The sequence below is a fragment of the Pontibacter sp. CAU 1760 genome, assembly GCF_054482735.1.
Genome location: NZ_JBTLRL010000001.1, coordinates 237,899 through 259,212 on the forward strand (window position 1 = coordinate 237,899; position 21,314 = coordinate 259,212).

Annotated in this window: 23 protein-coding genes; 11 read left to right on the plus strand and 12 right to left on the minus strand. The window is 52.1% G+C overall.

The annotated features are described in order from the left end of the window. Window positions 1-42 precede the first annotated feature (42 nt). Window positions 43-225, minus strand: coding sequence for a hypothetical protein (locus tag ACXYMU_RS00985; RefSeq protein WP_458984473.1), 183 nt, complete (start codon window positions 223-225; stop codon window positions 43-45). Window positions 226-475: 250 nt separating this feature from the next. Between ACXYMU_RS00985 and ACXYMU_RS00990 the strand changes: the two genes are divergently transcribed. Further along, the gene (locus ACXYMU_RS00990) at window positions 476-691 is read left to right on the plus strand and encodes a hypothetical protein (protein WP_458984474.1); all 216 of its coding nucleotides are present in this window, start codon (window positions 476-478) and stop codon (window positions 689-691) included. An 8-nt stretch (window positions 692-699) separates the two neighbouring features. On the opposite strand, the gene ACXYMU_RS00995 is transcribed toward ACXYMU_RS00990, so the two are convergent. The 4 genes from ACXYMU_RS00995 to ACXYMU_RS01010 all read right to left on the minus strand — a co-directional run bounded on the left by ACXYMU_RS00995 (window position 700) and on the right by ACXYMU_RS01010 (window position 4,366). After that, window positions 700-1,692, minus strand: coding sequence for an AAA family ATPase (locus ACXYMU_RS00995; protein WP_458984475.1), 993 nt, complete (start codon window positions 1,690-1,692; stop codon window positions 700-702). 143 nt (window positions 1,693-1,835) lie between these two features. Further along, on the minus strand, window positions 1,836-2,273 hold the full coding sequence (locus ACXYMU_RS01000; RefSeq protein ID WP_458984476.1) for a hypothetical protein: 438 nt from the start codon (window positions 2,271-2,273) through the stop codon (window positions 1,836-1,838). Between the two features lie 289 nt (window positions 2,274-2,562). Continuing rightward, entirely contained in the window at window positions 2,563-2,952 is a 390-nt protein-coding gene (locus ACXYMU_RS01005; protein ID WP_458984477.1) for a hypothetical protein, read from the minus strand. Between the two features lie 319 nt (window positions 2,953-3,271). Then, window positions 3,272-4,366, minus strand: a complete 1,095-nt coding sequence (locus ACXYMU_RS01010) for a hypothetical protein (RefSeq protein ID WP_458984478.1) — start codon at window positions 4,364-4,366, stop codon at window positions 3,272-3,274. 33 nt (window positions 4,367-4,399) lie between these two features. On the opposite strand from ACXYMU_RS01010, the gene ACXYMU_RS01015 reads away from it, so the two are divergent. From ACXYMU_RS01015 to recO, 4 genes are all read left to right on the plus strand, one after another. Then, window positions 4,400-4,723: a 2Fe-2S iron-sulfur cluster-binding protein gene (locus ACXYMU_RS01015; protein ID WP_458984479.1), complete on the plus strand. Its 324-nt coding sequence runs from the start codon at window positions 4,400-4,402 to the stop codon at window positions 4,721-4,723. 318 nt (window positions 4,724-5,041) lie between these two features. Continuing rightward, complete coding sequence (locus tag ACXYMU_RS01020; protein ID WP_458984480.1) at window positions 5,042-5,635, plus strand: thymidine kinase; 594 nt, start codon at window positions 5,042-5,044, stop codon at window positions 5,633-5,635. A gap of 63 nt (window positions 5,636-5,698) precedes the next feature. After that, on the plus strand, window positions 5,699-8,044 hold the full coding sequence (porZ, locus tag ACXYMU_RS01025; protein ID WP_458984481.1) for a type IX secretion system anionic LPS delivery protein PorZ: 2,346 nt from the start codon (window positions 5,699-5,701) through the stop codon (window positions 8,042-8,044). Window positions 8,045-8,182: 138 nt separating this feature from the next. Further along, window positions 8,183-8,896 (plus strand): DNA repair protein RecO, encoded by a 714-nt coding sequence (gene recO, locus ACXYMU_RS01030; protein WP_458984482.1) that lies wholly within the window; start codon window positions 8,183-8,185, stop codon window positions 8,894-8,896. A gap of 72 nt (window positions 8,897-8,968) precedes the next feature. Here the strand turns inward: recO and ACXYMU_RS01035 are convergent, their stop codons facing one another. The 3 genes from ACXYMU_RS01035 to ACXYMU_RS01045 are packed head-to-tail and all read right to left on the minus strand — an operon-like array spanning window position 8,969 to window position 11,522. After that, complete coding sequence (locus ACXYMU_RS01035) at window positions 8,969-9,493, minus strand: FKBP-type peptidyl-prolyl cis-trans isomerase (protein ID WP_458984483.1); 525 nt, start codon at window positions 9,491-9,493, stop codon at window positions 8,969-8,971. A gap of 22 nt (window positions 9,494-9,515) precedes the next feature. After that, window positions 9,516-10,448, minus strand: a complete 933-nt coding sequence (locus ACXYMU_RS01040; protein WP_458984793.1) for an FKBP-type peptidyl-prolyl cis-trans isomerase — start codon at window positions 10,446-10,448, stop codon at window positions 9,516-9,518. A 51-nt stretch (window positions 10,449-10,499) separates the two neighbouring features. Beyond that, entirely contained in the window at window positions 10,500-11,522 is a 1,023-nt protein-coding gene (locus ACXYMU_RS01045) for a DHH family phosphoesterase (RefSeq protein ID WP_458984484.1), read from the minus strand. A 229-nt stretch (window positions 11,523-11,751) separates the two neighbouring features. On the opposite strand from ACXYMU_RS01045, the gene ACXYMU_RS01050 reads away from it, so the two are divergent. Both ACXYMU_RS01050 and ACXYMU_RS01055 read left to right on the plus strand, forming a co-directional pair. Next, the gene (locus tag ACXYMU_RS01050) at window positions 11,752-12,171 is read left to right on the plus strand and encodes a nucleoside-diphosphate kinase (RefSeq protein ID WP_458984485.1); all 420 of its coding nucleotides are present in this window, start codon (window positions 11,752-11,754) and stop codon (window positions 12,169-12,171) included. Window positions 12,172-12,295: 124 nt separating this feature from the next. Beyond that, complete coding sequence (locus ACXYMU_RS01055) at window positions 12,296-13,540, plus strand: TonB family protein (protein ID WP_458984486.1); 1,245 nt, start codon at window positions 12,296-12,298, stop codon at window positions 13,538-13,540. A 92-nt stretch (window positions 13,541-13,632) separates the two neighbouring features. On the opposite strand, the gene ACXYMU_RS01060 is transcribed toward ACXYMU_RS01055, so the two are convergent. Then, entirely contained in the window at window positions 13,633-13,956 is a 324-nt protein-coding gene (locus tag ACXYMU_RS01060; protein WP_458984487.1) for a LysM peptidoglycan-binding domain-containing protein, read from the minus strand. A gap of 227 nt (window positions 13,957-14,183) precedes the next feature. Here ACXYMU_RS01060 and ACXYMU_RS01065 point away from each other — a divergent pair, with 227 nt between their 5' ends. After that, a complete protein-coding gene (locus tag ACXYMU_RS01065) occupies window positions 14,184-14,582 on the plus strand; it encodes a lipocalin family protein (protein WP_458984488.1) in 399 nt (132 codons plus the stop codon). 78 nt (window positions 14,583-14,660) lie between these two features. Here the strand turns inward: ACXYMU_RS01065 and ACXYMU_RS01070 are convergent, their stop codons facing one another. Together ACXYMU_RS01070 and ACXYMU_RS01075 are read right to left on the minus strand one after the other, a co-directional pair. Next, complete coding sequence (locus ACXYMU_RS01070) at window positions 14,661-15,875, minus strand: MFS transporter (protein WP_458984489.1); 1,215 nt, start codon at window positions 15,873-15,875, stop codon at window positions 14,661-14,663. Beyond that, window positions 15,868-16,641 (minus strand): alpha/beta fold hydrolase, encoded by a 774-nt coding sequence (locus ACXYMU_RS01075; protein ID WP_458984490.1) that lies wholly within the window; start codon window positions 16,639-16,641, stop codon window positions 15,868-15,870. The genes ACXYMU_RS01070 and ACXYMU_RS01075 overlap by 8 nt, the downstream gene beginning before the upstream one ends. A 225-nt stretch (window positions 16,642-16,866) precedes the next feature. Between ACXYMU_RS01075 and ACXYMU_RS01080 the strand changes: the two genes are divergently transcribed. Beyond that, complete coding sequence (locus ACXYMU_RS01080; protein ID WP_458984491.1) at window positions 16,867-16,998, plus strand: hypothetical protein; 132 nt, start codon at window positions 16,867-16,869, stop codon at window positions 16,996-16,998. Window positions 16,999-17,013: 15 nt separating this feature from the next. On the opposite strand, the gene dxs is transcribed toward ACXYMU_RS01080, so the two are convergent. After that, on the minus strand, window positions 17,014-18,930 hold the full coding sequence (gene dxs, locus ACXYMU_RS01085) for a 1-deoxy-D-xylulose-5-phosphate synthase (protein WP_458984492.1): 1,917 nt from the start codon (window positions 18,928-18,930) through the stop codon (window positions 17,014-17,016). Window positions 18,931-19,344: 414 nt separating this feature from the next. Between dxs and ACXYMU_RS01090 the strand changes: the two genes are divergently transcribed. Beyond that, window positions 19,345-20,121 carry a segregation and condensation protein A gene (locus tag ACXYMU_RS01090; protein ID WP_458984493.1) on the plus strand — a complete coding sequence of 259 codons (777 nt, stop codon included), beginning with the start codon at window positions 19,345-19,347 and terminating at the stop codon, window positions 20,119-20,121. A gap of 118 nt (window positions 20,122-20,239) precedes the next feature. Then, window positions 20,240-21,304 (plus strand): lysylphosphatidylglycerol synthase transmembrane domain-containing protein, encoded by a 1,065-nt coding sequence (locus ACXYMU_RS01095; protein WP_458984494.1) that lies wholly within the window; start codon window positions 20,240-20,242, stop codon window positions 21,302-21,304. Window positions 21,305-21,314 lie beyond the last annotated feature (10 nt).

Consider the following 21,314-nt stretch of genomic DNA (forward strand, 5'->3'; position numbering starts at 1 on the left):
TTCATCCTTCGCTGAGTAGAGGTTGAGTATGCAGCGCTCAGGTTAAAAATCTGCATCCGGTATATCAGCCCCGCAGGAGCGAAACACGAAAAACGCCAGCACCAGTATAATAATCAACCCAACACAGCCGATGCCTCCGCACCCACGTTTGGCCCTTCCTCCGGTACGGCCCGCGCCGCCCATCAGCTTGTTGAGCAGAAACATCCTGAATAATCCTCCTAGCATATATGTATAGCTTATTAAAAACACACTTCATCCCCTTTCCTGCATGCAAACGCATGTAGGAAAGGGGATGAAGAAAGTACGGGAGTAGGAGTGTTGCGGTTAGACGGAGCTAGTGAAGTGTTGCCAGCTGAGTTGCCCTAACTGCGGTAGCTGTTGCCAGGAGAGGGGTTGAATTAATGATTTCGTAACCCGCCCGTGTTATTGTTGTAATAGGCCAGCGGTAGGTTTGCAGCACAACCACAGCAATCGTATGATGTTAGCATATGTGAAGATTATCCTGCAGAAAGTAATCTTTGATGCAGTGCTTTTCGAGAAAGAGCTCCGTAAGGGCCTGCGGGCATTAAACCAAACCGAAGCACTGCAACTAAAAACCTGGTGCTATGATGCATTTTACAGGCAGCACCCCCTTGTGCTGGCCAGCGTGTTTGCCGGAGTGCCAGTTTATAGGTTAAGGATTACCCGCTAAAGTACGTTTTAGCTGATTGGGACCTTACGCAAAATGGCCTCGATGAAATCCTTGGTATGGATACCGTCTGCCTCCGCCTCATAGTTCAGGATAATGCGGTGGTTCATCACATCATGCGCCACTTCTTTGATGTCCTCGGGCAGCACGTAATCGCGCTCATCGAAATAGGCCACTGCCTTGGCGGCGCGGTTCAGGGCAATGCTGGCACGCGGCGACACCCCAAACTGGATGTAGGGCGCAAACTCGTTCAGGTCGTAGTCGGCGGGGCGGCGGGTGGCGAACACCAGCTCAATGATGTAGCGCTCCAACGTCTCTGAGATCTGCACCTGGTTTATCTCGTTCCGGATCGAGAAAATATCCTCCTTCGAGAGCACTTTCGAAACGGTGTCGGCGTAGGTCATGTTGGCCATGCGGCGCATGATCTCCAGCTCGTCCTCTTTCTTCGGGTAGTCAATGTATACCTTCATCATAAAGCGGTCTACCTGCGCCTCCGGCAGGGGGTAGGTTCCTTCATGCTCCACGGGGTTCTGGGTAGCCAGCACCAGGAAGGGGAGGTCCAGCATGAAAGTGGTTTCGCCAATTGTCACCTGCTTTTCCTGCATCGCCTCCAGCAGCGCTGACTGCACCTTGGCCGGGGAGCGGTTCACTTCATCAGCCAGGATCAGGTTCGCGAAGATAGGGCCTTTTTTTACCTCAAAAGCAGAGGCATTCTGGTTATAGATCATCGTCCCGATCAGGTCGGAGGGCAGCAGGTCGGGCGTGAACTGGATACGCTGGAAGTCGAGGTGAAGGGCTTTGGACAGCGAGTTGATGGTAAGCGTTTTGGCCAGGCCGGGAACGCCCTCCAGCAGAATGTGCCCACCCGTAAAGAGGCCGATCAGCAGCCGGTTTACCATATAGTTCTGGCCCACCACCACTTTGCCCACCTCATACAGCACCTGCTTAATCTTTTGCTGATGCGCTTTCACTCTGTCTGGGTATATCAATTCGTCTGCTGGCATACTGCAATAAATCTTATAACGCCTAAATATAGCGATAATACGAGAGTAGTAACAGAATATTATAGGAACAAAAAGCCCGTTACCCCTTTATGCAAGTGCTGCGGTAGGGAGGTAACGGGCTTTCGGATAGTTTAGATTTGTTCTTATACCGGCAGCGGCCTTGTATCCTTTAGCTGTTCCATTCGGTTATGCTGTGCCATGCGCACGGAGTCTAGCAGTACTTTCATGCTGTTGTCCTCCAGCTCCTCCAAGGGCAGCACCATAATGCTGTCGTGCGTCCGGATATGGATTTTGCGGTGGCGCGTTACGATGTAGAGAATCAGGAAAAAGCCGCTCAGCAGCGCAAAGGAATTATTGAAGTAAATGGCCGAGGCGAACGCGATGCTCAGCCCCAGGTACAGGTTCTGGCCGGTTTGTTTCACTTCCCAGGTTACAATGTCTTCCAGCAGCACAGCATCGCTCTTTTTGGGTAGCACCCAAGAAAAACTGAACTTCATGAGCCGGTGGGTAGTCAGCATTATACGCTTGTCTACTGTCTGGATCAGGCATTGTTCCCCTTCGAATAGCTTATGAAGAGCCATAGTAACGGAGTATTAAGTTTGTATTATAGTGCAAAAGCAACGCAACACGCCTTTTAGTGTGTGCTGTGCGCCTATGCAGTAGATGCCAATAAAGGCCAATGGGTTGCAAGTATTTTACCACAAAACGAAATTTGTGGTTGCGAATTGCCTTGTCCGCAGCTTAAAAATAAGTACCGTAGACCAAATAACCTATTTTGGTGTTTAAACTTATAGTTAAAAGGCAAAAAAGAGGGTCCGTCCTGTCGGCGCAGAACGGACCCTCGGGCTAATGGGTATAAACCAGCTTTGGTTATTTGCTCAGGTATAAGTCTCCTTCAAACCCATGCGCCCGCTGGTTTTTAAAGCGGTGGATGTCCGTTTGCATGTTGTCGTAAATTTCCTGCACCACGTCATACTCCTGCGCCAACGGCTTGATGTGCTCACTCAGCATTTTGGCCACAAGCGGGTAAAACTTGGTGTCATCCGTGTTTTTTACCGTGATCTTGAAAGAATTGATGGCATTCTCCAGCTTTTTGATGGCTGCCGGGTATTCGCTCCTGAACTCTTGTACGGTGTCGCGCAGCTTCTCCCTAATCATCAGGTACAGGTCTTCCTCAAAGGTCATATCGAAGTCATCCTCTTCGTCCTCATCAAAGTTGCTGAAGTCTAAGTCGTCGTCGTAGTCAAAATCGTCTTTCATGGCTAAATCAGGTTGTTTAAAAGCTAATAAAATACAGGTACCGGTTCTGTTTGCGTTGGTTTTTATTTGATTTTCGGGTAACAGCCGCTCTTCGCTTTAGGTTCCGATGCAGGAGCGGACCATACTGCGGGTGCATAATTAGTATTTGAGAACCGCATTTGCAACAGCCTACGCGGCTCTTTTTAGCATGTTACCGCTTTTTAAGTAATTGCACTTTTTATGCGTGCTTGCAGCTAAGTATATTTCCTGAATACCCCTAAGCAACAGCGCCCCTGCAACTAAATGCAAGGGCGCCGCCACCTTAATTTTTAAGGCCGATTCAGGAGAATTTTCTCTCGATCAGGCGCAGGAGCTTCTGCACGTGCTCCTGTTTTCTGCTCCAGTCGTGCTTAGCGGCTAACTCTTGGGTTACGTACTGTTGTGCCATCTCCGGGTTAGTATACTCATCCAGGGTTTTGATGGTATGGTAGTAGGTCATGTTGTCGCCGTTAAAAAGCTCGTTGATAAAGCTGAAGCGCTGGTTGATTGAGATAGAGTTCTTCAGCGACTCGATCCGCTGATTGCTGTGCGAGTCGGCCAGCGAGGCGGACGGCGCTTTCCGGAAATTGTCGTTGAGGGTTGGGCGCGCATTTTTCGGTGCCTCGTCCTCCACGTCGTCATCCTGGGTGCGGTAGCGGGCGGTGGGCGCTGAGGCCTCGCGCTGCGCGGTGTGTATCGGCGACACCACCTCGCGCTCGCGGATAGGGGCGGCTGGCGTGGGCTTCGGTAAAGGCATGGCCTCCACAACCGGCTCTGCGCCACTCACCTCCTGCTCTGAGATAGGCAGGATGCTGTTAAACTGCGGAAGCAACTCCCGCAGCGGCATACGTTTTTCTTGGTTGGCGTTTACATACAGCCTGAAACGGCTCAGGATATATTCCCGGTCGCGGCTGTTAGAAGACAGCGTGTCGATAAACCCGGCAAACAGGGCTTTGTCCAGATCAATGTATTTGAGGTTCTCCTGCAGCTTCGGCAAGGTGATCTCTTCCTGGATGCGGAGGAACTTCTCCTCAAATGTGGTGACCGGGGCCAGCACTACCAGAAACGTGTCGTGGATGGCCTTCTGCAGGAGCGGCTCAAACGCATTGCGCTTCATCAGGATCTTGCGCGAGAGCACGTTCATAAAGTTCAGCAACGCCTCTTTTACCTCCTCATGCTCATAGTCGAAGTATGGGCTGCGGAGGTTGGCCATTTCCTGGTGCCAGCGCAGCAGCAGTTCTTTTATTACGAAAAGGTTTACCTGCCGGATAGGGGTAAAGTTAAGCAGCTGAGGGCCGTTCAGGGTGTCGTGCGATGCAAAGTGGCGGTCGCAAAGCAGATTTGCCAGCTGTTTGCTGTAACGCTCTATGTGTAATTGATTATATTTGTCTTCCATGGGGTATGCTTTCTTCTGTAAAGTTATAAAATTATGCCGAAGTTAACCGTGCAAAACCTGGCGGGGCTCACAGTAAAAATAACACCGGGGCAAACCCTGCTGCAGGCGCTGCAAGCCGAAGGCCAGGACTGGATGCACGCCTGCGGCGGCAAAGGCCGCTGCACCACCTGCCGTATCATCGTGGTGGAGGGGCTGGCGCACTTCGGGCCCCTAACGGAGGCCGAAATGCGCTACCGCAACCGTGGCCGCCTGCAGGAGAACGAAAGACTGGCCTGCCAGTGTACATTGGCAAGCGGTGATGCCACCGGGAAAGTGCCGGAGCAAACCAAGTTGCCCCATCTGCGCTACAGCAGCTAAGGAAAGCCAGATAATAGGACACGTGAGAAGTGGCAGGCGATTGGCCGCGACTCCATAACGTCAACTTAGCACAAAATTGTCATTTCGACCAGCGGGAGAAATCTGAATTTCACCATACGGAGCAATAACACAGTTTTCTCCCGCTGGTCGAAATGACAGTATCAATCAATTACTCCCTTGGATTGATGGCAATGGGCTATGGCCTGTCCGAACCATGGCTAGGAAACACCGGATAACAAGCCGTGCGCACGGGAGGTAGCATGGCAGCATTTTAGCATACAGCAATTCAACTATATACTATTACCACATCACCAGCAAATGTTTATTGAACCGCGCGTAGGCAACGACAACCACGCTACCAGAAGAGGATGGATTGAGGTGATCTGCGGATCAATGTTTTCGGGCAAGACGGAGGAGCTAATCCGCAGACTGAACCGGGCGAAGATCGCGAAGCAGAAGATTGAGATTTTCAAACCTACTATAGACAAGCGCTACCACGAAGAAGACGTGGTGTCGCACAACGCCAACTCTATCCGCTCTACCCCCATTGATTTTGCCCAGGACATGCTGCTTTTGGGTGGCAGCTGCGATGTGGTGGGTGTGGACGAAGCCCAGTTTTTTGACGATGGCTTGGCGGAGGTATGCGTAAAACTGGCCAACAGTGGCGTGCGCGTCATTGCGGCTGGGCTGGATATGGATTACCTGGGCAAACCGTTCGGCCCTATGCCTGCCCTGATGGCCGTGGCCGAGTATGTGACCAAGGTGCATGCCGTATGTGTGCAGTGCGGGGATATTGCTACGTACTCGTACCGAAGTGCCGTATCCGAGCAACAGGTGCTGCTTGGCGAAACGGATTCTTACGAAGCCCGTTGCCGCCATTGCTTCGTTAAAGGCATGAAACTAAAGAACTAAGCGTTAGCATGTATGGCGGCATCAAACGGAAATGCTGCCTTACATGCCACAAAAAATCCGTACATGCCCATGATAGCACCCGCCCGAGAGAGGTATAACCAAGTCCGCTTTGCCTGTAGCTGCCTGCAGGCGGTGCTGGGCATGCTCTTGGTTAGCCTGGAGGGGTATGGGCAAAAGAGCAGCCTGCCTTTGGGTAGCTGGCAGGTGCATGTGCCGTACCAACAGGCAAAAGCAGTGGCCGATACTGGCAACAAAGTATACGTGGCGGCAGAAAACGGCCTTTTCTATTACGATAAGGAATTTAACGCGACCCAAGCCATCTCGAAAGTGGATGGCCTGCGGGAGCAGCAGGTTAGTACCATTGGATACGATGCAGCCACAGGCACACTGGTCATAGCCTATGCCAATACCCAGGTAGACCTACTGCGCGGGAACACCCTCTACAACATCAGCGATATCTTCCGCAAAACCATCCCCGGCGAAAAGAAGATCCACCACATCCATGTGCAGGACAAGCTGGCCTACCTCTCCAGTTCTTTTGGGGTAGTGGTGCTGGACCTGCAAAAGCTCGAGATAAAAGACACCTACAGCAATTTAGGTCCCAAGGGCGAAGTGGTGAATGTAAAAGCCGCAGCTATCTTGCGCGACAGTATTTACTTAACCACCAACATGGGCGTGTTGGCAGCACGGCGGAACGGGGCCAATCTGCAGGACTTTCACAACTGGTCGGCGCTACACAACGGGCTTCCTGCTCCTGATTCGCTCAGCGGGATCGCCGCTTTCAACCAGAGACTATACCTGGGCACTGCTTCGCAAGGGCTTTTTGTGCTTCGCAACAACACCTGGAAGCCAACGGCTATTGGTGCCCGCATTCTCCACTTAACGCCCTCAGAAAGCTACCTGGCCATCGCTACCAGCCAACACGTCCTGCTGCTCGACCGCAACGGCCAACTGCGCACGCTGGCGCACCAACTGCTGGCTCAGCCGCAGCAGGCTGTGGTAGGGGCAGCAGGCAAGGTATGGGTGGCAGACAAAAAGAACGGATTGGTGCGGTTGGATGTGGACGGCACTGAGGCCACGGCTTTCTCACCAAGCGGACCTTATTCTGGCAAGAGTTTCCGGCTTTATACCTATGGCGGGAAAGTCTACGTGCTCAGTGGCGGCTACAACGCCAGCTACCTGGATGCCGGTACCCGCGACGGCTTTTTTATACATGAAAACGGGCGGTGGGAAAACTTCAACCAGTTTTTATACCCCAACCCTGCGGCATACATACCTGCTCGCGACCTGGTGGCTGCCGCCTACAACTCCGTGACAGATAGAACATACTTCGGGAGTTACGGGAATGGCCTGCTGGAATGGGGGGGCCTGGGCAAGGCAAAGCTGTACAACAACAGCAACGGTACGCTCCTGAGCTCCCTTACACCGGCCGACCACGAGTACGTGCGCGTGACGGATGTGGCTGTAGATGCTACCGGTAATGTATGGGTGGTCAACCGCAACCAGCACCCCAATGCACCGGGCCTGCATCGGCTGGCGCCGGATAATACCTGGAGCTCGTTCATGCTGCCGGGTGTAACCGACGGCAGTAATCTGAACCTGCTTGTGCTGGATGATAATGCCTATAAGTGGCTCTCCATATCGGGTCGCAGAAATACCCGGAGCGGCCTTGTGGTGTATGATGACGTGAAAAACCGGGTGAAGCCGCTCACGGTAGGCGAGGGCAACGGCAATCTGCCTGATGGTACTGTATACAGTATGGCCAAAGACCGTAACGGCGATATATGGGTGGGTACCGGAAGCGGCATCGGGGTATACTACAACCCGGCCTTTGTGTTTGAGTCACAGCCTTACGAGGCGCACCTGCCCATTATTGATGGTCGCCCCTTGCTGCATGGGCAGATCGTGCGGGCAATTGCCGTGGACGGGGCAAACCGGAAATGGATAGGAACCGATAACGGCCTCTGGCTTTTTTCGCCCGATGGCGACAAACTCCTGAAGCATTTCACTGCCCAAACCAGTCCGCTGCCTTCTGATAAAGTGCTTTCGGTGGCAGTAGAGCATCAAACCGGCGAAGTGTTTGTGGCCACGGAGGCGGGCCTGGCCTCATACCGTGCCGGAGCCACCGTTACAGAAGGCAAACCCGACTGCGCTACCGTGTTCCCCAACCCAGTGCGCCGCGATTACACAGGTTTAGTAGGCGTATCCGGATTGCCTAATAATGCACAGGTGCGCATCACGGATATTTCCGGCACCTTGGTGTATAAAACCCAGGCCACCGGAGGCACCCTCTCCTGGAATGCCCGCGACTACAACGGCAAGCGTGTAAAGGCTGGCGTATACCTGGTGATGAGCGCAGACGTGACCGGGAAGCAAACCTGCATCAGCAAAATTGCCGTATTGGAGTAGGCAGCTCTTTTGATCGTTTGATAGGTGCAAGGAGCGGTTTCAGGACAAAAAATCAAACCATTTAGCTTTCAAACCTCCTGGCAATTCAGTTATTTAACGCTATAGCACATTGCCGCCCTTATTGTAAAAGCCCTGTATATGTTAGTCAAAACACGAGGGATTGTTCTCAACCACATCAAGTACCGCGAAACGTCTGTTATTGCGCGGGTATACACCGAGGCTTTGGGCATGCAGTCGTATGTGGTAAACGGGGTGCGCAAGAAAGGGCCCGGCTCGCGGGTGGCGCTTTTTCAGCCTTTCACGCTCCTCGACATGGTGGTATACCCTTCTGCAAAAGGCGGGCTCACCCGCATCTCTGAGTTCAGGAGCGCGCACCCGCTTTACTCCATCCCCTTTGATATCCGGAAGAGCAGTATGATGTTGTTTTTGTCGGAGGTAGTGTCGCGCACCGTGAAGGAGGAGGAGGAAAACCCGCCGCTATTTCATTTTCTGTGGGATGCGATCGTCTTTTTCGATGAGCAGGAAAGCAATTTCGAGAATTTCCACCTGGTGTTCCTGCTGCAACTGAGCTATCACCTGGGTTTTGGTCCGGGCTCTGGTGCTGAGATTGTGGAGCAGGTGGCCTTTTCAGGGAATGCGCAGTCGGCTACGGCGGCCCCCACTGTGCTGGCCATGCAGGCCCATGAACAGTACTTTGATCAGCTATTGGGAGAGACAGCCTTGGCGCTCATACCCAATGGGCGGGTGCGCCGTGAATTGTTGGATGTGCTGATTCGCTATTACCAGCTGCACGTAGACCGCCTCGGCGAGATTAAATCGTTGGCTATCCTCTCAGAGGTGCTGGCGGAATAAGTACGATAGGGTATAAAACAGGAAAGGCCAGAGCGTACTGCTCTGGCCTTTCCTGTTTTAGCAAGAACTGGCTTATTTGATATCCACTACTTCCACATCAAACACGAGCACAGAGTTCGGTGGAATTGTGCCTGCGTCACGCTGACCGTAACCCAGGCGAGAAGGGATGTACAAACGGCCTTTCCCGGTTTCCTCCATCAGCTTCAGGCCTTCGTCCCAGCCGGCAATTACCTGCCGGGCACCTACCATAAAGATAAAAGGCTTCGTGCTATCGTAGTTAGAGTCGAACTCCGTTCCGTTTAGCAGCCACCCCTTGTACTTTACTTCTACCTTGTCACCAGACTCTACTTTATTGCCATTGCCAGTTTGCAGCGGGAGGTAGTATAAACCTGAATTCGTTTTGGTAACGGCATTCATATCCACATTGTTCTTCAGCAGATATTCCTGTATGCGTTTGTCGTCTTTTTCCTGCTGTGCCACAGGGTCAAAAGGCTCGTAGTCTTTTTGGCAGGAAGCCAGGGCTCCGAGCACTACAAAGAAAAGAAGCGCCTGTAGCAGGCGGCTTCTCTTTTGGATCATAAACGTGAAATGCTTCATATGCCGTTGTGGTAAGCGGTAATTACTGTTTCTCTACATCCAGCAGCTCCACATCGAAGCGCAGGATAGAGTTTGCCGGCATGTCCGGACCGCGGTCCTGCTCGCCGTAAGCCAAGGTAGAAGGAACCAGCAGGGTGGCCGAGCTGCCTTCTTTCAGTTGCTGAATCGCATCGTCCCAGCCCTTGATCACCTGGCCCTGGCCAAGCGTGAACTTAAACGGCTCGCCGTTGGCCATTGGGTTGTTGCGGGAGTTCTCCAGCTCTTTTCCATCCAGGAAAGAAAGCTTGTAGTGTACCGAAACCTGGTCGCCGGGGCTAGCCTGCGGGCCTTTGCCGGGCTTGTTCACGACATAGTATACACCCGACTCTGTTTTCTGCACATTCTGCAGGTTATTGGCCTTGATGTATTCCTGTAACTTCGTGTCGTCTACTTTGATCTGCTCGGCAGCGCGGGTCTGAGCCTCTTTCATCTGCTGCTCAAACATCTTCTGCTGGTCGGCCATGGCCTCTTCTTTCGACTGGATTTTCTCAGCTTTGATGAAGAATGTCAGTTGCGAGCCCGCCTTGATGAAAGGAGGCATTGGCTGGTTGAACGTCTTCGCGAAAAGTGAATCAGCATTTACCTTGAATACCCCGCTGTCGCCGGCAGCAAGCATCATCAGTGCTGACTCCAGGCTACCCTTAAAGGTAGGCTCCATCACCGGGATCATTACCGGCTGGCTTTGCTTGCGAGAATCGAACAACACAGAGTCCTCCGAGTTCTGGTAAGACATCTGCAGGGTAACTACCTGCCCGATCTTGGCACCGGTAGAATCCTCTGGAGAAACTTCGCCCCTGCTTTCGTAGGTTCCGTCTTCCTTCTGCTCAAAAATCTTGTAAGTCAGGCCGTCGGCTGTTGTATGAAACTCGTCGGCGTTTTTGTTGCAACCCTGCAACAACAGTGCACCAGCTAGCACTGGCAGCAAAAATTTAGTTTTAGATAGCATTGATATAAGTTGAGATAAATTTTAATTGGTTGTGGACTGCTGCAACTGCGCTTTATACTGTGGCAGCAAGTCTTCGAATTTCTTAACGGTGGCCTCCAGTGTGTCCATCGAAATGCCACCGGCTGCGTTCTTGTGGCCTCCGCCGTTAAAGTGAGCGCGGGCAAACTCGTTGGCCGAAAAATCACCTACCGACCGGAACGACATTTTCACTGCCTGTACGCGGTCGATGATGAGGGCCGCAAAAACGATGCCTTCTATAGACAGCGCGTAATTCACCAGGCCCTCTGTGTCTCCGGTTTTAGAGTTATAGGTCTTCAGTTCCTCCGCGGTAATGGAAATATAGGCTGTTCTGTACTCGGGCAGCACCACCAGTTTATCTTTCAGGGCATAACCCAAAAAGCGCAGACGCAGTTCCGAGGAGCTGTCATAAATAAGGCGGTGGATATCGGAGGTGCGCACGCCAATCTGCAGCAAGTCGGCAATGATCAGGTGCACGTTTTGCGTTGTGCTCGGGTGCCGGAAAGAGCCGGTGTCAGTCATGATGCCGGCATACAGGCACTCGCCAATTCCGGTGTCAATTAGTTCCGCATCGCCCATCGCCTTAATCAGGTCATACACGATCTCGGCGGTGGCTGCGGCGCTGGTGTTGGAAAAACTCAGGTCAGCGAAGTCCTCCGGCTCCAGGTGGTGGTCAATCAGCACTTTCGTGCCCGATGCCTGCCGGATGTACTCACCCATCTCGTTGATGCGGGACAGGGTGTTGAAATCGAGGCAGAAGATAACCTGTGCCTCGGAGATAAGCCGCTGCACCAACGCGTCGTTCTTCTGAGAATACACGATCACGTCGTCGTTGCCTTCCATCCAGTTCAGGAAATCAGGGTAATCAGAAGGTGTGATCACCGTCACACGGTGGCCTTTCTTTTTAAGATATCCTGCCAGCCCCAACGAAGAACCCAGCGCATCGGCGTCTGGTTTATGATGTGTGGTGATGAACACCTCTTTAGGCTCCTGCAAAAGTTTCTGCAGCGCATTGATATTGTGCATACTATCGTTTTAAATCCTCTGATTAATAAGGATATAAGGCGCAAATTTGAGCATAAAATACTTCTAAAGCAATTAAATAGCGTTTTAGGCCCAAACAGGGCTGATTTGGCAGTATGGGCGGAGGAGGTAGGCCAGGTGAAAGTAAACGAAAAAGTATGCTGTTTTTAGCTGAAATGCCGTAATTTTGCAGTCCGAAATTAGAAGTATAACCTATATAGCAGTTAAAGACATGGCGAATAACATTACGTTCACAATGATCAAGCCGGATGCGGTGGCAGATAACCACATCGGCGGTATCACCCAAATGATTGAAGAAGGCGGTTTCCGTATCGTGGCAATGAAGAAGACAGCCCTGACAGAGGAGCGTGCCGGCAAATTCTACGAAGTACACAAGGAGCGTCCTTTCTACGGCGACCTGGTAAAGTATATGTCTAAAGGCCCTATCGTGGCGATGATCCTGGAGAAGGACAACGCAGTAGAGGATTTCCGCACACTTATTGGAGCCACTAACCCAGAGCAGGCCGCAGAAGGCACAATCCGTAAGAAGTACGCGAAGTCTATCGAGTCAAATGCCGTTCACGGTTCTGACTCTGATGAGAACGCGCAAATTGAAGGTGATTTCTTCTTTGCAGCGGACGAGCGCTTCTAAGCACCAAAAATTACTTATTGATTAAAAGCCGCACAGCCATACTGGTTGTGCGGCTTTGTTTTTTCTGTATATTATATTTGATATGCCTTATATTTGAGCAAGAAAGAACTGTACTAACTCGATCATGAAACAAACTTTACTGTTGCCGCTGGTGCTCTTTATAGCCCTGGCTACCGCACAGGCCCAGCAGCAGGTGGCTGTTTACTATACCCAGAATTGGGAGGTAACAAAAAGAGAAAACGCTGCCTATACCCGCCTGGCCACCATACCCGATTCTCTCATACGTGCGGGAAAGCTGTTTAAAATGCCCTTTGATAAAGCGGTGGCAGACTACTACAGCTCCGGAAAAGTGTTGGCCAGAGGCAACTACAGCAAAGGGCAAAAGCAGGGCGATTGGCTGTTTTACTATCCGAGCGGCCGACTGCAATGCCAGGCAAAGTATCTCAATGGTAGCCCAACCGGCACCTGGAAGTTCTGGCGCGAAAACGGGCAGCAAGAGCAGGAGATAATGTACGAAGGAGAGCAGGTGAAGGTGCAGAGCTTCTGGAACGAAAACGGGCAACAGGCTGTGTTCAATGGCACGGGCAACTTTGAAGTTATACTACCGGACAGCAGCAATGGCCGGCTGCAATTAAGGGGAGCTTACCTGAATGGTGCACGCCACGGAACATGGCTCTACATGCTTTCGCAAAATGGGCAGGCAGCAACGCCTGTGATGCAACAGCAATACCATGAGGGAAAGTTAATTAATGGCCAGACAGCTAAGCTAGGTGGAAAAACAACTACCTTTTTATTGAATGGCTCATTCGGCATGCTGCAGCCCGATTTCTCATACCTGGCGATGGTAGAGAGCTGGAATGTAGATACTACTGCGTTCAGACCCGGCTATCCGGTGCTGGCGTATATGCTGAAACTGAATGTGCAGCAAACTCAAGAAAAGAAGACGGCAGCGCACCAGATATGGGCTTACCGGGTAGTAGTGCCTTCCGCGACAGGCGCAGACACTTTGATACTTGCTAAGCAGCATATTTATAATGCAGTGCCGGAGTTTCCAGGCGGGGAGCAAGCTATGAAAGCCTTCTTAAGCAAGTATGTTCATTATCCTATCCCGGCACAATATTTCGGCATGCAAGGTATTGTGATACTCTCTGTTCCTGTAAAGGAGGACGGTTCACTAGGAGAAATTCGCGTCGTTAAATCAGGCGGTGTTATATTTGATGATGAAGTCATAAGGGCAGCGAAGCTGATGCCGCCGTGGAAACCAGCCCTTGTTGACAACGTTCCCGTCGCTGCATCTTCTCATTTGGCTTTTAAGTTTTTGATGGGGTCGAGACCTCAGATATACAACGTATATTGGCCATGGCAATAGGAGAAGATCAAATGCAACAACTATAGCGAGTACGGCATGAAACAACATCGGCTAGCATAATATGCTGGCCGATGTTGTTTGTGTGAAAGTGTCTAGTCTCTTGGAATTACGAAACGCTGCCCCGGGTGAATCATGTTTGGGTTACTGCCGATTACGGCTTTGTTTGCTTCATAGATACGCTTCCAGTCGCTGGCGTTGCCATAATGCTGCTGCGCGATCTTGGAAAGCGAGTCGCCGCTCTTTACGGTATACACATCTTGTTCAGGCATGGCTGCAGGGGCCTTGTTTACCTCATCCCTGTTAAAGACCCCGCCCCCGGTATTGCCTGGCATTGTAGCAGGGCGTGTGGTTTTCGGTGCGCTGGCCGGTTTGGCTAGCTCCTCTTTCCCCTTTTTAAAAAAATCCATCAGTCCCATATACTATACTCTTTAAGTCAAAATTAAACGATCAGCGGGTTTTGGTTTAAGTATGGTTTCCGCTCTAGGTAAGTTACGCTAACAGATAGGGTTAGTTGTTTTGTGGCTATGGCAACGGCCAGGTATAAAAGGTCGTACTCTAGCTACGCACTAGCTGAGGGTAGTGGTATAAATTAATCGCTAACACAAGCAATACAAAAATGGAAACACTGAACAAGACACTAGACATGAAACATACATTGCACGCGTTCCTGAGCGTGCTGCTTATATTCGTTATGGTAAGCTGTGGCGGCAAAGACGAGGAAGCTTCTGAGAGCCTGCTTTCGGGCCCAAGCAGCAAGACCTGGGTAGCCAACAAAGAACTGAATGCGGCTGGCGATAAAGAGAAGCTGTCATCGGCGGAGAAAAAGGAAACCATGCAGTTTTATGCTGATGGGCGTTTTGCCATGGGCGGCGGCGGTACGCTGCAAACCGGCACCTGGCAGTTTGATAAAGCTGCCAAGCGCTTGTCCCTGCAGTTTGAAGGGGCTGATGTAACGGAGAACTTCGAGGTAGAGAAACTTACCGACGATAAGATGACCCTGAAGACGCCGGACGGCGCCACAATGGAACTTGAGAAAAAGTGATAACTTTTTAGGTCTTTCTGAAGTAAGGCATATGGAAGTTTCGATTTTTAAAGGCTGCCTGCGTTAGCGCAGGCAGCCTTATTTTTTTTGGAGGAGTGCACGCATGCCCATCAAACCGAAAAGAGGGCCCACGGCCAGCCACAAGAATACGTGATGCGGGGGTATAAACGTAAGCAGGTATGCTGTCAGTTGGATGCTACCGATGGTAATGGCGAAGCCGACAGAGGTTACCAGGGTTAGAGCCGTGCCAACCAACTGTGGAGGTGCTGTTTTGGCAGTTAGGGCAGAAAACTGAGGGGAATCACCGGCCACTACCACGCCCCAGAACAACAGAAACGGGACGAACATGAGGTTCGGTGCCTCAAGCATCCAAAAAGACAGGATGCAGCACAACCCCGAGAGCAATAACTGCACAAACGCCACTCTGGCGCTTCCCCAACGTGCCGAGAGATACCCCCCGGCCACACAACCGAACGCGCCACCTGCAATTATCCAGAAGCTATAAAAGGAAATTTGCCGCTGCGGCCACTCCGGGTAGGTATAAGCCAACAGCAAGGGCACAAAGGCCCACAGCGTATACAACTCCCACATATGCCCAAAGTAACCGAAGGCCGCTGCTCGCAGCTCCCGTACCCGGAATACAGCCACGATATTGCCAACTTTGAATGTGGCCCCCTTTGTTAAGTAGGGTCCGTCTGGTACCACAGCGTACATCAACATGCCTCCGATTGCCGCGAGCGTGCTGGTGCCCAGCATAATGCCTTGCCAAGGCAATGCGCTCGCCATGCTGCTGCGCAGCAGATGCGGAAAGGCCGTGCCCAGTACCAATGCGCCAACCAGGTAGCCAATGGCTTTGCCCAGCTTTCCGCTGTACCAGCTTGCCGCCAGCTTCATCCCGACAGGGTATATGCCGGCCAGTAAAAACCCCGTGATGCCCCGCAGCAGCAGCACACCCGTTAGGCTGGTTGCGCTAAACAGGATCAGTGCGTTTGCCGCAGCCCCCAGTAGGGCGCACAACAGGAACAGAAGCCGTGGGGATACCCGGTCTGCCAGCGAGAGGAAGGCAAAGCAGAGCGTGCCCAGTATAAAACCCAGTTGTACGGCAGAGGTGAGCAAGCTTAAGGCCCCTTCCTGCAACTGGAGCAGTCCTTTTAACTCGGGCAGCACGGCGTTTCCGGCAAACCACAGCGAGGTGCCGGCGAACTGCGCGAATACGATTACAGGCAGGATGTGCTTTAGCGGGAGAGTAGCCGTTACAGCAACGTTTGGAGCGGCAGCAGGAACGTTAGCCATAGATTGTTTCAGAAAATTTTTCAAGCGCTTTCCGGGTTTCGTAGGTGCGCTCAAACATGCCCATGTGGCCGGTATGGCCCAGGAAGTTCACTAGGCTGTTCGGGGGCAGGTGGCACTGCTGCAGCGCTTTGTCCAAAGGCACAGCACCGTCCTCTTTCCCGAAGATGAACAGGACCGGGTATTTAGCCTGCTTCAGCACATCGGTCCGGTCCGGGCGGTCGCGCATGGCGGCCAGGGCCTCCACGGCGGTTGCTTTTGGGGTTAAGCGGCCAATCTCCTTCATCATGTCAATCTCAGCTTTTAGCCGGGCTCGGTTTGTCTGGTAGAAGAGCGGTTCTACAAACGGGTTGATGAAATTAACAACGCCATGGCGCTCTATGTAACTGATGCTCTTGTTGCGGTTCTCCTTTTTCTCATCCGTGTCGGGCAGGGCAGAGGAGTGGAAGAGGCAAAGCCCGTTTAACGCGTTGCCATATTTCCCGGCCAATGCCAAACTCACATAGCCTCCCATCGAGTGCCCGATCAGGATGAACTTCTTCACGTTCAAGGCCGCCAATTGGCGCATCACATCTTCGGCCATGCTTTCCATGCTGAGATCTGTGGTGTGGAGCGTGTTGTCGCCGTGGCCCGGCAAATCCAGGGCAATGGTCCGGAAGCGCTGCTGCAGGGGCTTCATGAAAGCCTCCCACACCTGCTTGCTTTCGCAGAAACCATGGAGGAAGACCAGTATATCTCCGGAGCCGGCGTCTATATATGTCTTGGGCATTTAATGTTGCGCGTTTGGTATTAGACTCAATATGCCGGTTTTCTTTTAAAATCTAAAGCAGCACCCGGATTTAAAGGGTTTTTTCTAGTACCAGGTCCAACCACCCCCTGCCCCCTCCTTGTTTAAGGAGGGGAGTCTGCTACTGCCGTGGATACTGCGAAGATTGATAGTAGCTGCTATACTTCTCTTAACTAAAATCCTTACAGTATAAAAAATGACGCTATCATGAAGACAGAGGAAAAAGTAGGTATAACTGCCCTCCTTAGTCAAGGAGGGGCAGGGGTGGTTGGATTTTCGAACCTGTATGAAAATAAAAAAGCCCCACAAGGTATAAAACGCTGTGAGGCTTTTGAATGATAGTATGAGTAGAGACTAGGCTTTGACTGGAACACCGATCATTTCACGCACGGTGCGCTCGATGTCGGATGGGGCAAAGCCTGCTTCTTTGTGTAATTCCAATTGCGAACCATGCTCGAAAATGGCATCTGGTATACCGAGGCGCTTTACCTGAGCGGTATAGCCGTTGTCCACCATAAACTCCAGCACCGCGCTTCCGAAGCCGCCCTGCAGGCAACCGTCTTCCACGGTAATCACTTTATCGTACTTGCTGAAAATGTGGTGCAACAGTTCCTCATCGAGAGGTTTGGCAAAACGCATGTCGTAGTGGCCGGGGGTAATGCCGTCGTAGTTTAGCTTCTTGCAGACGTCCACGGCGTAGTTACCGATATGGCCGAAAGTTAAAATCGCTATTTCTTCGCCTTCCTGTACCGTGCGGCCCTTGCCAATCTCAATTGTCTCCAGCGGCGTGCGCCAGTTCGGCATCACACCTTCGCCACGCGGGTAACGGATTGTGAAGGGGCCAGCGCCGTCCTGAGTGGCGGTAAACATGAGGTTGCGCAGCTCCTGCTCGTTCATCGGGGCAGATACCACCATGTTCGGGATACAGCGCATGTAGGCGATGTCGTACGCGCCGTGGTGCGTCGGGCCGTCGGCACCGGCAAAGCCGGCTCTGTCGAGGCAAAATACCACTGGCAGGTTCTGGAGGCACACATCATGCACCACCTGGTCGTAACCGCGCTGCATAAAGGTGCTGTAGATGTTGCAGAACGGAATCATACCCTGCGTGGCGAGACCAGCAGAGAAGGTAACCGCATGCTGCTCGGCAATGCCCACGTCAAAGGCGCGGTCCGGCATGGCCTTCATCATGATGTTAAGCGAACAACCGGAAGGCATGGCAGGCGTAACCCCCATCACTTTCGGGTTCTGCTCAGCTATCTCCACGATGGTATGGCCAAACACGTCCTGGTACTTTGGCGGCTGTGGCTGGTCGTAATGCTTTTTGTAGATCTCACCCGTAATCTTATCGAACAGGCCGGGTGCGTGCCACTTGGTCTGGTCTTTCTCGGCAAGGGCAAAGCCTTTTCCTTTGGTGGTGAGGCAATGCAGGATTTTCGGACCCGGGATGTGTTTCAGGTCTTCCATCACCGACACCAGGTGGTCCACGTCGTGGCCGTCAATCGGGCCGAAGTAGCGGAAGTTGAGACCCTCAAACAGGTTGCTCTGCTTCAGGATAGCCGCCTTCACACCGCTTTCTATCTTAGAGACGATGGTGCGGGCATCCGGGCCGAACTTGCTGATCTTGCCCAGTATCTTCCATACCTCGTCGCGCATCTTGTTGTAAGTGCGGGAGGTCGTGATGTCTGTCAAATATTCTTTCAGGGCGCCCACGTTCGGGTCGATGCTCATGCAGTTGTCGTTGAGCACCACCAGCAGGTTGGCATTGGCCACGCCGCCGTGGTTCAGGGCCTCAAAGGCCATCCCCCCCGTCATGGCGCCATCACCGATCACGGCAATGTGCTGGCGCTTTTCCTCGCCCTTGTACTTAGAGGCGACCGCCATACCCAGTGCCGCCGAAATGGAGGTGCTGGAGTGGCCCACGCCAAAGGTATCGTATTCGCTTTCTTTTCTTTTCGGGAATCCGGAGATACCGCCGTACTTGCGGTTGGTATGGAAGATGTCGCGGCGGCCGGTCAGGATCTTGTGGCCGTAAGCCTGGTGGCCCACATCCCATACCAGCTGGTCGTAGGGGGTGTTAAAGACATAGTGCAGCGCGGTGGTTAGCTCCACCACCCCCAAGCTGGCCCCAAAGTGACCTCCGTGAATCGAAACAACATCAATGATATATTGCCTCAGTTCCTGGCAAACTTGCAACAGTTGGGCCTCCTTCAGGTTGCGAAGGTCGGCAGGAGTGTTGATAGAGGCCAGTAGCTCTCCGGGTTTTATAATCATAGAATCATCGTTATAGACCTCTAACAAAATAAATTAGTGAAAGTTTAGTCCCATTGCTGGTATACGCTTTCGGTCAACGGGCAAAGTTAATAAATTAAACAACACAAGCTGCCAACCCACTGCAACACACCCACCCGATTCCTTTACGTACGGACACAGCCAACAAATAGATGATTGTATATAGGGTTTTCTATATTTTTAATGCCTTTTGAAAAGAGGTCATGCAATAATTCATTTACCGTTAACGTGTTAGTGCTTTGGCAAAGGCCAGAGGGCCAATTTGCTTCTTTAGTGCTGAACCATGCCTGCAAGGCATTTGGTTATAGCAGGAAGGGGTATAGCAGGCATCTGCCGAAAATCCTTAATTTTGTGAAATGCGCTGCACCCGGCGTCAGAACTTTAGAATAAGACAAGGTGAGTTTCGAAATTAAATTACCGCTGTTTGAAGGGCCTTTTGACTTGTTGCTCTTCTTTATCGAGCGCGATGAACTGGACATACACGACATTCCGATCTTTCAGATCACAAACGAGTTTCTGGGCTACCTGCAACGGCTGGAACGGCTGAACATAGAGGTAGCTTCCGACTTTATACTGGTAGCGGCCACCCTCATGCGCATTAAGGCCAAGATGCTGCTGCCCCGCGTGGAAAAAGACGAAGAGGGCAACGAGATTGACCCGCGTGAGGAACTGGTGCAGCACCTGCTGGAGTACAAAAAATATAAAAGTGCGGTGCCGGAGCTGATGGAGATGGAAGCGCAGCGCCTAGCCCAGGAGAACCGCGGCAACATACACGAGGAGCTGCAGCAGATTGCCAACGCCAACCACTTCGAGTATGAGTTGCAGGACCTGAGCCTTTATAAGCTGATGCGCGTGTTCGAAAAGGTGATGGTGCGCTACGACGAAGAGCAGACCCGACCGAAACATACCGTCATCACGTATCCGTACACCATCGAGGAGCAGCGCGACCTGATCATGCAAATGATAGCAGTGCGCGATAGACTGGCTTTCTCGCAATTAATGGAGGAGTTTCCGGATAAGATCGGAATGATCTTCAACTTCCTGGCTATTTTGGATATGCTGCAACTCAACCTTATCGGGGTAGAGGTGGGCGAAGGCTTTAACGATTTCTTCATTACAGCGGCCGAAGGGCAGGCAACGCAGGTAACACAGTTGCTGCTGGCAGAGGAATAGGAAAGGTGCTGCACACAAAATTCCGGGTAAGACAAACTGTTTTGCCCGATAATAGTTAAATGCTCAATGCGCCTACGGTAGCACTGCCATGAGCGGCAGAAAGTCCTACGACACCCACATGGATCAAAATAAGAAGACGATACTTAAAAGCTTTAGCCCGATCAAGATACTGATCCCTGTGCTGTTGGGGTTGGCGGCCACGGTATGGCTTTTTGTCCGGGATGATAAAGTAAGCGAGTTGAAGGGATTGGCCCAGGCCAACGTATGGTGGCTGTTGGCAGCACTGGTCGTACTGGTCATCCGAGATGCCGGCTATATGTACCGCATCCGCTCGCTCACCGACAAGTTCCTGACCTGGCGCAACAGCGTAGACGTGATCATGCTGTGGGAGTTTGCCTCGGCTATCACGCCCTCTGTGGTGGGCGGCACTACCATCGCCACCATCATCCTCAACAAGGAGGGTATCCCGTTGGGCAAGTCGCTGGCCTATGTGATGCTAACGGCGGTGCTCGACAACATGTTCTTTATTGTGGCGGCCCCTATCGCCCTGCTGCTGACGCAGGGGCAGGTGTTCCCCACCTTCAACCTCGAACCGTCTGATGTGGCCAAGCTGCAGTCGGCGTTCTACGTCAGCTATAGCCTGATCGCCGTTTATACCTTCGTGATGATCTATGCGCTGTTTGTGAAGCCGCGCGCCTTTAAGTGGCTGCTGCTGAAAGTAACCTCGATTAAGTTTCTACGAAAGTGGCGCGTCAACGCGTTTCAGCATGGCAACGAGATCATGTGGGCCTCGGAGCAACTCAAAGGGAAGGGATTCAACTATTGGGCGCGAGCCATCATCTCCACCATATTTGTATGGAGCGCCCGCTATTTCCTGCTCAACTGCCTTATTGCGGCGTTTGTGGATGTGAGCTTTGGCGAGCACATGCTCATCATTTCCCGCAACCTCATTTTCTGGATCGTGATGCTGATTGCCATTACGCCGGGCGGCGCTGGTATCGTGGAGATGGCCTTCCCGAGCTTCTTCGGGTTATTTCTGGGGGGATTCGCCAGCATTGTAGTGGTGCTTTACCGCCTCATTACCTACTATCCATACCTAGTGCTGGGTTCTGTTTTCCTGCCCCGCTGGATTGCCAAGGTATTTGGGCGCCACTCGCCTCACAATAATGGCGTGCGGGTATAGCCCTGATTGA

Excerpts from the sequence above, each read along its gene's own strand:
- ACXYMU_RS00985 (WP_458984473.1), bottom strand. The coding sequence starts at position 225 with ATGCTAGGAGGATTATTCAGGATGTTTCTGCTCAACAAGCTGATGGGC.
- ACXYMU_RS01080 (WP_458984491.1), top strand. The coding sequence starts at position 16,867 with ATGAAGACAGAGGAAAAAGTAGGTATAACTGCCCTCCTTAGTCAAGGA.
- ACXYMU_RS01060 (WP_458984487.1), bottom strand. The coding sequence starts at position 13,956 with ATGGGACTGATGGATTTTTTTAAAAAGGGGAAAGAGGAGCTAGCCAAA.
- ACXYMU_RS01000 (WP_458984476.1), bottom strand. The coding sequence starts at position 2,273 with ATGGCTCTTCATAAGCTATTCGAAGGGGAACAATGCCTGATCCAGACA.
- ACXYMU_RS00990 (WP_458984474.1), top strand. The coding sequence starts at position 476 with ATGATGTTAGCATATGTGAAGATTATCCTGCAGAAAGTAATCTTTGAT.
- recO (WP_458984482.1), top strand. The coding sequence starts at position 8,183 with ATGTTAGTCAAAACACGAGGGATTGTTCTCAACCACATCAAGTACCGC.
- ACXYMU_RS01095 (WP_458984494.1), top strand. The coding sequence starts at position 20,240 with ATGGATCAAAATAAGAAGACGATACTTAAAAGCTTTAGCCCGATCAAG.
- dxs (WP_458984492.1), bottom strand. The coding sequence starts at position 18,930 with ATGATTATAAAACCCGGAGAGCTACTGGCCTCTATCAACACTCCTGCC.
- ACXYMU_RS01035 (WP_458984483.1), bottom strand. The coding sequence starts at position 9,493 with ATGAAGCATTTCACGTTTATGATCCAAAAGAGAAGCCGCCTGCTACAG.
- ACXYMU_RS01045 (WP_458984484.1), bottom strand. The coding sequence starts at position 11,522 with ATGCACAATATCAATGCGCTGCAGAAACTTTTGCAGGAGCCTAAAGAG.
- ACXYMU_RS01075 (WP_458984490.1), bottom strand. The coding sequence starts at position 16,641 with ATGCCCAAGACATATATAGACGCCGGCTCCGGAGATATACTGGTCTTC.
- ACXYMU_RS01065 (WP_458984488.1), top strand. The coding sequence starts at position 14,184 with ATGAAACATACATTGCACGCGTTCCTGAGCGTGCTGCTTATATTCGTT.
- ACXYMU_RS01015 (WP_458984479.1), top strand. The coding sequence starts at position 4,400 with ATGCCGAAGTTAACCGTGCAAAACCTGGCGGGGCTCACAGTAAAAATA.
- ACXYMU_RS01005 (WP_458984477.1), bottom strand. The coding sequence starts at position 2,952 with ATGAAAGACGATTTTGACTACGACGACGACTTAGACTTCAGCAACTTT.
- porZ (WP_458984481.1), top strand. The coding sequence starts at position 5,699 with ATGCCCATGATAGCACCCGCCCGAGAGAGGTATAACCAAGTCCGCTTT.
- ACXYMU_RS01020 (WP_458984480.1), top strand. The coding sequence starts at position 5,042 with ATGTTTATTGAACCGCGCGTAGGCAACGACAACCACGCTACCAGAAGA.
- ACXYMU_RS00995 (WP_458984475.1), bottom strand. The coding sequence starts at position 1,692 with ATGCCAGCAGACGAATTGATATACCCAGACAGAGTGAAAGCGCATCAG.
- ACXYMU_RS01070 (WP_458984489.1), bottom strand. The coding sequence starts at position 15,875 with ATGGCTAACGTTCCTGCTGCCGCTCCAAACGTTGCTGTAACGGCTACT.
- ACXYMU_RS01050 (WP_458984485.1), top strand. The coding sequence starts at position 11,752 with ATGGCGAATAACATTACGTTCACAATGATCAAGCCGGATGCGGTGGCA.
- ACXYMU_RS01055 (WP_458984486.1), top strand. The coding sequence starts at position 12,296 with ATGAAACAAACTTTACTGTTGCCGCTGGTGCTCTTTATAGCCCTGGCT.
- ACXYMU_RS01010 (WP_458984478.1), bottom strand. The coding sequence starts at position 4,366 with ATGGAAGACAAATATAATCAATTACACATAGAGCGTTACAGCAAACAG.